Consider the following 13,076-nt stretch of genomic DNA (forward strand, 5'->3'; position numbering starts at 1 on the left):
CCGGGAGGATGTGGGAGAGTAGGTCACCGCCGGACAAAATTTGATGGTTGAGGGCCCCGCATGGTTGCGGGGCCCTCACCTGTTTAACCCGCGAACCCAGCCCCGCCAGGACCGGAAAACGGCCCGGGCTTGCCTGGCTTATTTCGGCTCCGGGCAGCGTGCCGGCACCCTTGGGTGCTGAGTATCACCTCGATTGGACCGGCGTCGGTGGCCGGGGAATCGGTGGCGGAGGGTGCGCTGCACTAGAATTACTCTGAGGCGTTAAGCGCCTCCCTAAACTTTTACATCTCCATTACAGGTACATAGTGACGAGCGACTGCAGTAAATTCCGTTGGTCGGCTCACGACGAGAGGAACTAGCCAGCATGTCAGAGCAGAACAACAGGGACCAGAACCGAAGCGGCGCTCCGCGCCGGGACGCCCAGGGCCGCCCCGCCACCAATGACCGTAATGCGCCCAAGCGCTGGGAAGACCGGAAGCCGGCTGGCGGCGGCCAGCGCTCCGGCTCCAACGAGCGTAAGCCGTTCTCGCGTGATGATCGTCCGCAGCGGGATAGCCGTCCGTCCCGTGACGGTGAGCGTAAGCCGTTTGGTGACCGCGGTGCATCTGCCGGCCGTAAGCCGTTTAGCCGTGATGAGCGCCCGGCTCGCGACGGCGAGCGTAAACCGTTCAACCGCGACGAGCGTAAGCCGTTCAGCCGTGATGGTCGCCCTCAGCGTGATGGTGAGCGTAAGCCTTTTAACCGCGATGAGCGTAAGCCGTTCTCGCGTGATGATCGTCCGCAGCGGGATAGCCGTCCGTCCCGTGACGGTGAGCGTAAGCCGTTTGGTGACCGCGGTGCATCTGCCGGCCGTAAGCCGTTTAGCCGTGATGAGCGCCCGGCTCGCGACGGGGAGCGTAAACCGTTCAACCGCGATGAGCGTAAGCCGTTCTCGCGTGATGACCGCTCCCAGCGCGATGGTGAGCGTAAACCGTTTGGTGACCGCGGTGCATCCGCTGGCCGTAAGCCGTTTAGCCGTGATGAGCGCCCGGCTCGCGACGGGGAGCGTAAACCGTTCAACCGCGACGAGCGTAAGCCGTTCTCGCGTGACGACCGCCCGCAGCGGGACGGTGAGCGTAAGCCTTTCAATCGTGATGACCGTCCGCAGCGGGATAGCCGTCCGTCCCGTGACGGTGAGCGTAAGCCGTTTGGTGACCGCGGTGCATCCGCTGGCCGTAAGCCGTTTAGCCGTGATGACCGTCCCCAGCGGGACAGCCGTCCGCCGCGTGGAGACCGCCCTTCGCAGGGCTCGGCCCGTCCCGCATTTGGCCGGGACGATGCCCCGGCTGCGCCGCGGCCCCGTAACGCCAAGGATCTGCGCAGCGCCAACCGGCCGGACCGGGAGCGTTCGCCGGAAATCGATGAGGACGTTACCGGACAGGAACTGGACAAGGTGACTCGCGCCCAGCTTCGCAACCTCGAAGAGGTCAACGGTGAATGGGTTTCCAAGCACCTGGTGATGGCCGGACGCCTGATCGACGACGAGCCGGAGCTCGCGTTCCAGCACGCCCTCGCCGCCAGCCGGCGCGGCGGACGTATGGCCGTTGTCCGCGAGGCAGTGGGCCTGACCGCTTACGCAGCCGGGCACTTTGGTGAAGCCCTCCGTGAGTTCCGTACCTACCGCCGCATCAGCGGGTCCAACGACTACCTGCCGATGATGGCCGACTGCGAACGCGGTTTGGGCCATCCGGAGCGGGCGCTGGACCTTGTCCGGTCCGAGGACGCCAAGGGTCTGGATACTGCAGGCCAGGTGGACCTGGCTATTGTTGCCTCCGGTGCACGCATGGACATGGAGCAGTACGAGGCCGCTGTGACTGCCTTGGAGATTCCGCAGCTGGACCGTAACCGGGCCTTCTCATTCAGCCCCCGCCTGTTCCGCGCCTACGCAGACGCCCTGGAGCTGGCAGGCCGCAATGAGGAAGCCGAGATCTGGCGCAAGCAGGCACTGCGTGCCGACAGCGCCCTGGGCATGGGAGACTTCGCCGAACCGGAGATCTTCGATCTGGCTCCGGAGGAGGAACGCAAGGAGCAGCGCTCCGAGCGCCGTGAGGACCGCTCCGGTGCCTACTTCGCCGCGGACGAGGACTCTGCCCCTAAGGACAACTCCGTCGTTGAACCCGCGGATGACGCCGATGCGCTGCCCAGTGATGAGCAGGAAGGCCTGTTGACCGAGGACGGTGACATCGACGATGACGTGGAGGTTGTTGTGAGCGACTTCTCCATGGATGACGACGACGACGAGGACACCGCCCGCGAAGACGCCGACGAGACGGAACAGTCGCGTATCGATGACTGATTCCTCGCTGGTCTCGGGTTACGACGCGGTCTTCTCCGACCTGGACGGCGTGGTCTACGCCGGCCCGCACGCCATCCCCGGCGCCGTAGAGGCGCTAACCAGGGTGGCGGACTCCCCGGTCCGGCTTGCCTACATCACCAACAACGCCTCGCGCTCCTCGGAGACCGTGGCGGCACACCTGCGCGAACTCGGAGCGCCCGCCACGGCGGAAAACGTCTTCGGGTCCGCGCAGGCCGGAGCCGAACTGCTCGCAGCCAAGGTGCACGCCGGTGCCAGGGTCCTGGTTACGGGCAGTGCCACCCTGCGCGCGGCCGTGGAAGCCCAAGGGCTGGTGTGTGTTGACTCGGCCGACGACGAACCGGACGCCGTCATCCAGGGGTTCGACCCCGGGCTGGGATGGAAGGATTTGGCGGAGGCCGCCTTCGCCGTCGGCAGGGGCGCCGTCTGGGTGGCGACCAACACCGATATGTCCATTCCGCAGGCCCGCGGCATTGCTCCCGGCAACGGCACCCTGGTGGCCGCAGTCGGCGCCGCGACGGGACGCGTTCCCTTCGTAGCCGGCAAACCGGAGGCGCCTCTCTTTACGACGGCGGCGCACCACATGGGCGTTGAACGCCCGCTGGTGGTGGGGGACCGGCTGGATACCGACATCCTGGGCGGGACCAACGCCGGCTTTGACACCGCGCTGGTGCTGACCGGCGTCGATACGCCCATGACCGCCCTTGCAGCGCGCACTCCGGAACGCCCGGTGTACATCGTGGAGAACCTCTCAGCGCTTTTCGAGCCGTACCGGCAACCGGTACGGGACGGCGACAGGTACAGCTGCGGAGACGCCAGCGCCCGGGTGGAGGGGACGGCAGTGCTGATCACCGGCGACTCCTCCGATCTGGACAGCTGGCGTGCTGCCTGCGCGGCATGGTGGGCCGCCTACCCGGACGCCGAAGCAGCCCTGGCTCCGGAGATCCGCTGGAGTGTCACACCCCGCAGCTAGGCTTGTGCCAGCAGTCCCACCCGTTCTACCGCAGCCGCAGGAGGAAGTCCGTTGTTTGAATCGGCGCAGCCTGAATCGGCGCAGCCTGAATCAGTGCAGTTTGAATCAGTGCAGCCTGCATCAGGGATACCTGCAGCATCGGATCCACGGCTGCAGCCTCCGGTCCCCACCGGCGACGCTGCCGTGGATTCCCTGCTGGATGAACTGTCGGCGCTGGACGACGCCCCGGTCTCCACGCACGGGCAGATGTACTCAGACCTGCATGACGGGCTGCTGGCCGCATTAAACGATGAAGGGGACACACCGCCGGAGTCACCGGTGCCTGGACCAGCAAAGGACGCGCGCTGAGCATGCCCAGATTGGATCAGGAGCTGGTGACCCGCGGCCTCGCACGGTCGCGGACCCAGGCCGCCAAGCTCATCGCCGCGGGCCGGGTACTGCGTGCGGGCCGGCCGGCCAACAAGGCCTCTGCGCCGGTAAGTCCGGAGGACCAACTCTCCGTGCTCGATGACGGCCAGCCGGACTATGTCAGCCGTGCCGGACACAAGCTGGCAGGCGCCCTGGCAGCCTTTCCGGCCGTCCGGGCCTCCGGGGCGCGCTGCCTCGATGCCGGCGCCTCCACCGGGGGATTCACTGACGTACTGCTGCGTTCGGGTGCGGCCCATGTTGCCGCCGTGGATGTTGGCCACGGCCAGTTGGTGGACCAGCTCCGGCAGGATCCGCGGGTCAGCGTCTACGAGGGCATGAACGTGCGCTACCTGGACCCCGGGGATATCGGCGGCACGGTAGACCTGACAGTAGGTGACCTGTCCTTCATTTCCCTCACCATGGTGGTGGGTCCGCTGGCAGCGGCCACCCGCCCCGGCGGGAACCTGCTGCTGATGGTCAAACCGCAGTTCGAAGTCGGACGGGAGAACCTGAACCGCACCGGCGTGGTCACTGACCCCGTCAGGCACCGGCAGGCCGTGACCCGGGTGGCGGCCGCTGCCATGGCGGCGGGGTTGCGAATCGGCGGCATAGCACCCAGTCCGCTGCCCGGCCAGGACGGGAACGTTGAGTTCTTTATGTGGCTGCAGGTTCCGGAGCCCGCCGAAGCCCGGCCCGATACCGGTTCGGCGGATACAGCCGCGGCACAGGTGGTTGGTGAGGCGTTCGCTGGGTTCAGCGGGTTTGCGGTGGAGGAGTCTGCCGTAGAAGACTGACGGATGGACGCGTCACAGGACACCGACAAACGACGAGGATGAAGGCGCAGATGAGCAGACGGATATTGGTTTTGGCCCACACGGGACGGCGGGCCGCCATGACCGCTGCCCAGGAGGCCTGCACCCAGCTGCATTCGTCGGGCCTGATCCCGGTTATGCGCCGCCGCGATTTGGAGGATATCCAGGCCGAATACGGCGTCCTCACCGCACCTACCGAAATCCTCGACGAAGACGTAGCCCTGACCGACGTTGACCTGGGCATGGTGCTCGGTGGCGACGGCACGATCCTCCGCGCTGCGGAACTGGTCCGCGGCACCAGCGTTCCGCTGCTGGGCGTGAACCTGGGCCACGTGGGTTTCCTGGCGGAAAGCGAACGCGCGGATCTGGCCCAGACCGTCCACTGGGTGGTGGAACGGGCCTACACAGTCGAAGAACGTATGACCATTGACGTCAAGGTCTGGCACAGCAACAACCTCATCGCCCACACGTGGGCGCTCAATGAGGCCGCCGTGGAGAAAGCCGATCGGCAGCGCATGCTCGAGGTGGTTATCGAAGTAGATGCCCGCCCCATCAGCTCCTTCGGATGCGACGGGGTGGTGCTGGCAACTCCCACCGGCTCCACGGCGTACGCCTTTTCCGCCGGCGGCCCCGTGGTGTGGCCCGAAGTCGAGGCATTGCTCCTGGCACCCATCAGCGCCCATGCCCTCTTCGCCAAGCCGCTGGTGGTGGCACCCACCTCCGTGCTCGCCGTGGAAATCCTGACCCGTACGGACGCCTCCGGTGTGCTCTGGTGCGACGGCAGGCGCAGCCTCGACCTTCCCCCGGGCTCCCGGGTGGAGGTGACACGTTCCCAAACGCCGGTGCGGCTGGCCCGCACCCACCTCACCCCGTTCTCCGAACGCCTGGTCCGCAAATTCCAGCTGCCGACCCACGGCTGGCGCGGGCCGGCAGCGGCCCCGGCGGCGGGAACCGACCTGAGCCCAGGCCGCCCTGATGCAGCCCGCAGGGATGGAAGCCGTGAGGAGACGGCCGGAGCGGGAGCCGGAAGCCCCGAGAGTGCAGCTACCGATAACGCAGTGACGGACCGCGGAGGCTTTGTCGAATGATTGAGGAAATCCGGATCAGGGACCTGGGCGTCATTACCGACGCCACCCTGAACCTGGGGCCCGGCTTTACCGTGGTGACCGGCGAGACCGGTGCCGGTAAGACCATGGTCATCACCGCCCTGGGGCTGCTGCTCGGCGCCCGCTCCGATGCCGGGGCGGTACGCATCGGTGCCAAATCCGCCGTCGCCGAAGCGCTGGTCCATGTGGACCCGCAGAGCCCGGCAGCCCTGCGCGCTGCCGAGGCAGGCGCCGAACTTGAGGACTACGACGGCGCCGCGGAACTTACCCTGGTCCGCACCGTCAACGCCGACGGACGCAGCCGGGCCCACGTGGGCGGGAGGTCCGCGCCGGTGGGCGTGCTCGCCCAGGTGGGGGAGCACCTTGTGGTGGTTCACGGGCAGACGGACCAGCTGCGGCTGAAGAGCGCTGCAGCGCAGCGGGAAGCCCTGGACAAGTACGCCGGAGCGCCGCTGGCCGCAGAGCTCGGATCCTACCGGGAGGCCTATGCCCGCTGGCGTGCCGCCGCCAAGGAACTGGCCGACCTCCGGGACCAGGCACGGGACCGGCTCCGCGAGGCCGAATACCTGACGGCTTCGCTGGAGGAAATTGAAGCGGTGGACCCGCAGCCCGGGGAGGATGAAAGCCTCAAATCCGAGGCCATGCGCCTGGGCAATCTGGAGGAACTGCGGACCGCGGCAGCAGGTGCGCATGCCGCCCTGATTGCAGACGACTTCGCGGACGGTGGTGATGCCACCTCACTGGTGGACGCCGCCAAGCGCCAGCTTGAATCCGCCGGCGAGCATGACCCGGCCCTGGCCTCGGCAGCCCAGCGGCTGGCGGAAGTCGGCTACATCCTCGCGGACATTGCCACTGAACTGGCCAGCTACGGTGCATCGCTGGATTCCGAGGGGCCTGAACGGCTGGCAGAGGTGGAGTCCCGCCGTGCCGACCTGGCCGGCCTGGTCCGCAAGTACGCGCCCTCCATCGACGGTGTGCTCGAATGGGGCGCCGAAAGCGCCAAACGGCTGGCCGAGCTCAGCTCCGACGACACCCGGATCGAAGCCCTCGAGGCGGAAATAACGGCACTCGGCGAACAGCTGGACACCAGCGGTGCGGCCCTCACCAAATTGCGCACCGACGCGGCAGCGGAGCTGTCCCGGCGGGTCAGTGACGAACTCACAGCCCTCGCCATGAAGGACGCCAACCTGGTCATTGAGGTTGAGCCCGCGGGGGAGCCCGGGCCGTACGGCGCGGACACCATCGCCTTCCTGCTGGCCCCGCACCCCGGCGCACCCGCCCGCCCGCTGGGCAAGGGAGCCTCCGGCGGCGAGCTCTCCCGGGTGATGCTTGCCATCGAAGTGGTCCTGGCGGCCGTGGACCCGGTGCCCACCTTCATCTTCGACGAGGTTGACGCCGGCGTGGGCGGTAAAGCCGCCGTCGAAATCGGACGGCGCCTGGCCATGCTGGCCAAGCACGTCCAGGTGATCGTGGTGACCCACCTTCCGCAGGTGGCAGCCTTCGCCGATCACCACATCCGCGTGATTAAGACCTCAACCGCTGCCGACGACGGCTCAGGTGTCACCGCGAGCGATGTGCGGGTACTGGGCCAGGAGGAGCGGATCAAGGAACTGGCCCGCATGCTTGCCGGCCAGGAAGACTCGGCATCGGCCCGTGCCCATGCCGAGGAGCTGCTGGGCTCAGCGGGGCATCTCCAATGACCCGGCCAACTCCCGCCCGAACCCCGCCGGGCAGCGGCAGCGGTCAGAATTCCAGTCCAGGTCAAACCCGAAACGACAAAAGGTGATAGGCTCGAACTCCGTGGTGCAGCGATCAAATTCCAGGTTTCCCAAGTCGTCTTCTACGACCAAACACATCTTCGTCACCGGTGGCGTGGCGTCCTCACTCGGTAAGGGACTGACAGCGTCAAGTCTCGGCCATCTGTTGAGGTCGCGCGGCATAGCGGTGACCATGCAGAAGCTCGATCCCTACTTGAATGTGGATCCGGGCACAATGAACCCCTTCCAGCACGGTGAGGTCTTCGTGACCGACGACGGTGCCGAGACTGACCTCGACATCGGACACTACGAGCGGTTCCTTGACGAGAGCCTCGACGGCTCCGCCAACGTAACCACCGGCCAGGTGTACTCCACGGTCATCGCCAAGGAACGCCGCGGCGAATACCTCGGTGACACGGTCCAGGTCATTCCGCACATCACCGACGAGATCAAGCGCCGGATGCGCCTGCCCTCCGAGGCGAAGAAGACCCCCGATGTCATCATCACCGAAATCGGCGGCACGGTCGGCGACATCGAGTCCCAGCCGTTCCTCGAGGCAGCCCGCCAGGTCCGCCAGGACATCGGCCGCAACAACGTCTTCTTCCTCCACGTCTCCCTGGTCCCGTACATCGGTCCGTCGCAGGAACTGAAGACCAAGCCCACCCAGCACTCCGTGGCTGCCCTGCGCTCCATCGGCATCCAGCCGGACGCCATCGTCATCCGCTCGGACCGCCCGGTGCCGGATGCCATGCGCAACAAGATCGGCCGCATGTGCGACGTCGACGTTGATGCAGTGATCGGTTGCCCGGATGCCCCGAGCATCTACGACATCCCCAAGACCCTTCACTCCCAGGGCCTGGACGCGTACATCGTCCAGCACCTGGACCTGAAGTTCAAGGACGTCAACTGGACCAAGTGGGACCGCCTGCTTGAAGCCGTGCACAACCCGAAGCACCACGTGGACATTGCCCTGGTGGGCAAGTACGTGGACCTGCCCGATGCCTACCTGTCCGTGACCGAGGCCCTGCGGGCCGGCGGCTTCGCGAACAAGGCCAAGGTCAAAATCCGCTGGGTTCCCTCCGATGACTGCGCCACGCCCGAAGGCGCCGCGCAGGCACTGGCCGGCGCGGACGCCATCTGCGTTCCCGGCGGTTTCGGTATCCGCGGCCTTGAAGGCAAACTCGGCGCCCTGACCTACGCCCGGGAAAATAAGCTCCCGACGCTGGGCCTGTGCCTGGGCCTGCAGTGCATGGTCATTGAATACGCCCGCAACGTGGTGGGCCTGGAAGGCGCGTCCTCCTCGGAGTTCGAGCCGGATACCCAGTACCCCGTCATCGCCACCATGGCCGAGCAGAAGGACATTGTCGCCGGCAGCGGCGATATGGGCGGCACCATGCGCCTGGGCCTCTGGGACGCCAAGCTGGAACCGGAATCCGTGGTTGCCAAGACCTACGGCAAGACCGAGGTGGCGGAACGTCACCGCCACCGCTACGAGGTCAACAACCAGTACCGCGACCAGATCGCCGACGCCGGCCTGGTGTTCTCCGGAACCACCACCGACGGCGGCCTGGTGGAGTTCGTCGAGCTTCCCGCCGACGTGCACCCGTACTACGTTTCCACGCAGGCACATCCGGAGCTCAGCTCCCGCCCGACGCGTCCGCACCCGCTCTTCGCCGGACTCGTCAAGGCTGCCCTGGCCCACCAGAAGGCCAAGGCCTAGCACCATGGCAGGGACGCAGGGGTTCGCTGACGAACAAAGCCCGCGGCGGCTGCTGGCATCGGAAACGGTGTACAGCGGTCCGGTGTGGGACGTGGTCAAGGAGAAGTTCACCCTGACCGACGACGGCGAGCCCCTCGTCCGTGACTACATCACCCACCCCGGTGCCGTGGCCATCCTGGCCATGAACGACGCCGGTCGGGTGCTGCTGATCAACCAGTACCGGCACCCGGTGCGGATGACCCTGTGGGAAATCCCGGCCGGCCTGCTGGATGTGGACGGCGAGGACTTCCAAGTCGGCGCCGCCCGCGAACTGGCGGAGGAAGCAGACCTCGTGGCTTCGGAATGGCAGGTCCTGACCGATCTGTTCCTGTCGCCGGGATCCTCCCGCGAAGCCCTGCGGATTTATCTGGCCCGCGGCATCTCCGAAGTCCCCGTCCCGGAGCGTCACACCAGGACCCATGAAGAAGCCGAGATCAAGGTCGAGTGGGTGGACCTGGATGATGCCGTGCAGGCAGCACTGCAGGGGAGGATGCACAGCCCCTCCGCCGTGGCTGCGGTCCTCGCGGCCGCCGTCGCACGTAGCAACGGCTTCCGGGACCTGCGTCCGGCCGACGCCCCGTGGCCCGAGCACCATTCGCAGCATTCCACCTGGGCCAACGGCCCGGTGCGCTAGCTAGGAACCAGGCATGACCACCGCTGACGCCTCACCGGGGAACAGCAACGACACCGTCGCCATCGATCTGAGCGGGTCCCTGAACCCCACCCTCAAACTGGATCTGGACTCCGAAGCTGCCCGGCGGCTGCGGGACGCCGACCTGGCCGAGCTGGACCGGACCGGCCCCTCCCACACACCCCGCACGGCGGACCCCGCACCCGAGGGGGCGCCGGCAACCGAACCCAGGACCCGGACCGCCGCCAAGCAGGCGGCCAAGGCCCCGGCCAGGTCCCGTGCCGCGACGTCCCACGCGGCCGCCGAAGAGCTCCGCTCCACCCCCGCAGGCCGGGCCATCGGCGCCTACCTGCAGCACATGGCCGTGGAACGCGGCCTGGCCGTCAATACGCTGGATGCCTACCGCCGCGACCTGCTGCGCTACGCCCGCTTCCTGGCGGCCAGGGGAGTGGAGGACATTACCCGCATCTCCCGGCACGATGTCACCGCCTTCGCCCAGTCGATTTCCGAAGGATCCGACGGTGCGTCTGCGCTGAGCGTGCGCTCGGCGGCCCGGACCATCGTCGCGGTGCGCGGGCTGCACCGCTTCTGGGCGCTGGAAGGAATGACCGCCGCCGATCCGGCGTCCGACGTGCATCCGCCGATGCCGGGCAAACGCCTGCCCAAGGCCATCAGCGTCAGTGAAGTCACCCGCATCCTCGAAGCCGTGTCCCTGGATACCCCGTCCGGGCTGCGCGACCGTGCCCTGCTGGAGTTCCTGTACTCGACCGGGGCCCGCATCAGTGAGGCCGTGGGCCTGGATGTGGATGACCTGTCCCTGGAACGCATTCCGGCGAAGGGCCCGGACGTCGTGCGGCTTTTCGGCAAGGGCTCCAAGGAACGCCTGGTCCCGCTGGGCTCCTATGCCGCCCGGGCACTGGATGACTATCTGGTGCGCGGCCGGCCTGCGGCTTCGGCCAAGGGCAAGGGCACACCGGCGCTGTTCCTGAATGCCAGAGGCGGCAGGCTGTCCCGGCAGAGTGCCTGGACCATCCTCAAGAACGCCGCGGAGAAGGCAGACATCGGCCGCGACGTGTCGCCGCACACCCTCCGCCACTCCTTTGCGACGCACCTGCTCGAAGGCGGTGCCGATGTCCGCGTGGTCCAGGAACTGCTCGGCCATGCCTCGGTCACCACCACGCAGGTCTACACCCTGGTCACGGCCGAGACCCTGCGCGAGGTCTACGCCGCAGCCCACCCCCGGGCCCTGTAATGCCTGCCGGCGAAGTGCAGGCCTTTCGGGCGTCCCCCGTCGTCCTGTGCTTCCTGTTCCGTGAGGGGGAGCAGGGCATGTCGCAGGTCCTGATGGGCCTGAAAAAGACCGGCTTCGGCCTCGGCCGGGTGGTCACCCTCGGCGGACACATCGAAGCGGGGGAAACCCCCGAGCAGGCAGCCGTCCGCGAGGTGGAGGAAGAGTCCGGCGTCGTCGTCGCCGAACAGGACCTGCTCCGGGCCGGGACCATCGAATGGATCTTCCCCGCCGCCCCCGCCCTGGACATGTCCACCGTGCTGTTCCGGACGCACCGCTGGGACGGCGAACCCGTGGAGACCGACGAGATCCTTCCGGCCTGGTATCCGGCCGCCGGGATGCCCTACGAGCGGATGTGGCCCGACTCGGCCCTCTGGATGCCCCGTCTGCTGGCCGGGGACTATTTCAATGCAGTGGTCACCATCGCGGACGACAACGTGAACGTGGCAAACATCGTTTTTTCCTAAACCGCGGCTGCTTTCCCAGACGGCGTTTCCGGCGGCGTTGCTCCGGGCCGGAAGGAGGGCGGTTCCGGTTGCACGGGCCCGCCGGTAGGCGGCACCTTCTGAGCCTGAAGTTCCTGACGGCACGCCGGCGTGGGGTATTCCTTGGCCATGGCCATGGCCATGGCCACCCTTTCCCCGGCCGTGGACGGATGGCTACCGGCAGCGGACAGGATCGACCCTGTGCGCCCTGTGCCCTGTGCCCGCCGGGACGCAGAGGGGACCCCGGATAAGGCGGCTTTAATATTCCCTGCGAGCTCTGCGAGCGGGGAATTTCGTTGCCGCCGTTCCGGGGCCCCGTAGGTGCCAGTCGGGAGGGCGTGAACCCTACGGCAGGTGCCGCTCCTCCGGGCCGTTGTACTCGCTCAGCGGCCGGATCAGGGAGTTGGCTTCGAGCTGCTCCATGATGTGCGCCGTCCACCCGGTAATCCGCGCCGCAACAAACAGCGGCGTGAACGTGGGCGTATCAAAGCCCATCAGGTGGTAGGCCGGTCCTGCCGGGTAATCCAGGTTCGGCAGGATGTTCTTGCGCTCACCCATGGCCGATTCCAGCGCCGTATACAGGTCGCCCAGGTCCGGCCGGTCGTAGTACTTGACCATGTTGTCCAGGGACGCCTTCATGGTCGGCACCCGGGAATCGCCGTTCTTGTAGACCCGGTGGCCGAAGCCCATGATCTTCTTCTTCTGTTCCAGCGCATCATCGAGCCACGCGGCAGCGTGGGCTGCGACGTCGCCGTCGGCCGCGCTCTGCGTGATCTCTTCGAACGTGTGCATGACCGCCTCGTTGGCGCCGCCGTGCAGTGGGCCCTTGAGCGCACCGATGGCACCGGTGACTGCCGAGTGCAGGTCCGAGAGCGTGGAGGTGATCACGCGGCCGGTGAAGGTGGACGCGTTGAAGGAGTGCTCCGCGTACAGGATCATCGAGACGTTGAACGCCTCCACCACCTCGGGGGCGGCTTCCTCGCCGAACGTCATCCAGAGGAAGTTGGCCGAGTAGCCCAGGTCCTCGCGGGGCTCCACGAGGTCCTGGCCGCGGCGGCGGCGCTGGTCGTAGGCGACGACGGCGGGCATGGCGGCGAACAGGCCGACTGCCTTGTCCATGTTGGCCTGGACCGATGAATCCTCAGCCAGCTCATGCGAGGCGCCCAGGACGGACGCCGCGGTGCGGCAGACGTCCATGGGGTGGCAGGTCACCGGCAGTGCGTCGATGACGGCCTTCAGCTCGGGGGTGAGGGCACGCTGGGCACGTTCCCCTTCGCTGAACTCGGCCAGCTCTGCCTCGGTGGGCAGCTCGCCGTTCCAGAGCAGGTAGGCCACTTCTTCGAAGCTGCACCGGGCGGCGAGTTCCTGCACCGGATAGCCGCGGTAGAGCAGGGAGTTGGTCTCCGGGTTGACCTTGGATATGCGGGTGGTGTCTACGAGTACCCCCGCCAGGCCCTTATGGATCTGGGGTTCTGTCATTGGTGCTGACTCCTTCGTCGTGCGG

The 13,076-nt window shown here is 67.1% G+C and carries 12 protein-coding genes; 10 read left to right on the forward strand and 2 right to left on the reverse strand.

The genetic code is table 11. The features are described 5' to 3' along the window. Positions 1 to 367 precede the first annotated feature (367 nt). Positions 368 to 1,492, reverse strand: a complete 1,125-nt coding sequence (locus AC5RTS_RS14550) for a hypothetical protein (RefSeq protein ID WP_493992727.1) — start codon at positions 1,490 to 1,492, stop codon at positions 368 to 370. Between AC5RTS_RS14550 and AC5RTS_RS14555 the strand changes: the two genes are divergently transcribed. The 10 genes from AC5RTS_RS14555 (at position 1,433) to AC5RTS_RS14600 (ending at position 11,554) form a co-directional block, all read left to right on the forward strand. After that, positions 1,433 to 2,335 (forward strand): hypothetical protein, encoded by a 903-nt coding sequence (locus AC5RTS_RS14555; RefSeq protein WP_493992728.1) that lies wholly within the window; start codon positions 1,433 to 1,435, stop codon positions 2,333 to 2,335. The two genes, AC5RTS_RS14550 and AC5RTS_RS14555, sit on opposite strands and share 60 nt — an antisense overlap. Beyond that, positions 2,328 to 3,326: an HAD-IIA family hydrolase gene (locus AC5RTS_RS14560; protein ID WP_493992729.1), complete on the forward strand. Its 999-nt coding sequence runs from the start codon at positions 2,328 to 2,330 to the stop codon at positions 3,324 to 3,326. Before AC5RTS_RS14555 ends, AC5RTS_RS14560 begins: the two co-directional genes overlap by 8 nt. A gap of 93 nt (positions 3,327 to 3,419) precedes the next feature. Next, a complete protein-coding gene (locus tag AC5RTS_RS14565; RefSeq protein ID WP_493992730.1) occupies positions 3,420 to 3,674 on the forward strand; it encodes a hypothetical protein in 255 nt (84 codons plus the stop codon). A gap of 2 nt (positions 3,675 to 3,676) precedes the next feature. Beyond that, positions 3,677 to 4,528: a TlyA family RNA methyltransferase gene (locus AC5RTS_RS14570; protein ID WP_493992731.1), complete on the forward strand. Its 852-nt coding sequence runs from the start codon at positions 3,677 to 3,679 to the stop codon at positions 4,526 to 4,528. A 50-nt stretch (positions 4,529 to 4,578) separates the two neighbouring features. After that, positions 4,579 to 5,634, forward strand: a complete 1,056-nt coding sequence (locus AC5RTS_RS14575) for an NAD kinase (RefSeq protein WP_493992732.1) — start codon at positions 4,579 to 4,581, stop codon at positions 5,632 to 5,634. Then, positions 5,631 to 7,352, forward strand: a complete 1,722-nt coding sequence (gene recN, locus AC5RTS_RS14580; protein WP_493992733.1) for a DNA repair protein RecN — start codon at positions 5,631 to 5,633, stop codon at positions 7,350 to 7,352. The genes AC5RTS_RS14575 and recN overlap by 4 nt, the downstream gene beginning before the upstream one ends. Before the next feature lie 82 nt (positions 7,353 to 7,434). Then, a complete protein-coding gene (gene pyrG / locus AC5RTS_RS14585; protein ID WP_493992734.1) occupies positions 7,435 to 9,129 on the forward strand; it encodes a CTP synthase in 1,695 nt (564 codons plus the stop codon). A gap of 4 nt (positions 9,130 to 9,133) precedes the next feature. After that, positions 9,134 to 9,802, forward strand: a complete 669-nt coding sequence (locus AC5RTS_RS14590; protein ID WP_493992735.1) for an NUDIX domain-containing protein — start codon at positions 9,134 to 9,136, stop codon at positions 9,800 to 9,802. A gap of 355 nt (positions 9,803 to 10,157) precedes the next feature. Beyond that, the gene (xerD, locus tag AC5RTS_RS14595) at positions 10,158 to 11,051 is read left to right on the forward strand and encodes a site-specific tyrosine recombinase XerD (protein WP_493992813.1); all 894 of its coding nucleotides are present in this window, start codon (positions 10,158 to 10,160) and stop codon (positions 11,049 to 11,051) included. Next, positions 11,051 to 11,554: an 8-oxo-dGTP diphosphatase gene (locus AC5RTS_RS14600; RefSeq protein WP_493992736.1), complete on the forward strand. Its 504-nt coding sequence runs from the start codon at positions 11,051 to 11,053 to the stop codon at positions 11,552 to 11,554. The genes xerD and AC5RTS_RS14600 overlap by 1 nt, the downstream gene beginning before the upstream one ends. Positions 11,555 to 11,917: 363 nt before the next feature. Here AC5RTS_RS14600 and AC5RTS_RS14605 read toward each other — a convergent pair whose 3' ends face one another. Further along, entirely contained in the window at positions 11,918 to 13,051 is a 1,134-nt protein-coding gene (locus AC5RTS_RS14605) for a bifunctional 2-methylcitrate synthase/citrate synthase (RefSeq protein WP_493992737.1), read from the reverse strand. Positions 13,052 to 13,076 lie beyond the last annotated feature (25 nt).

The organism is Arthrobacter sp. MDT1-49-2 (genome assembly GCF_059090185.1).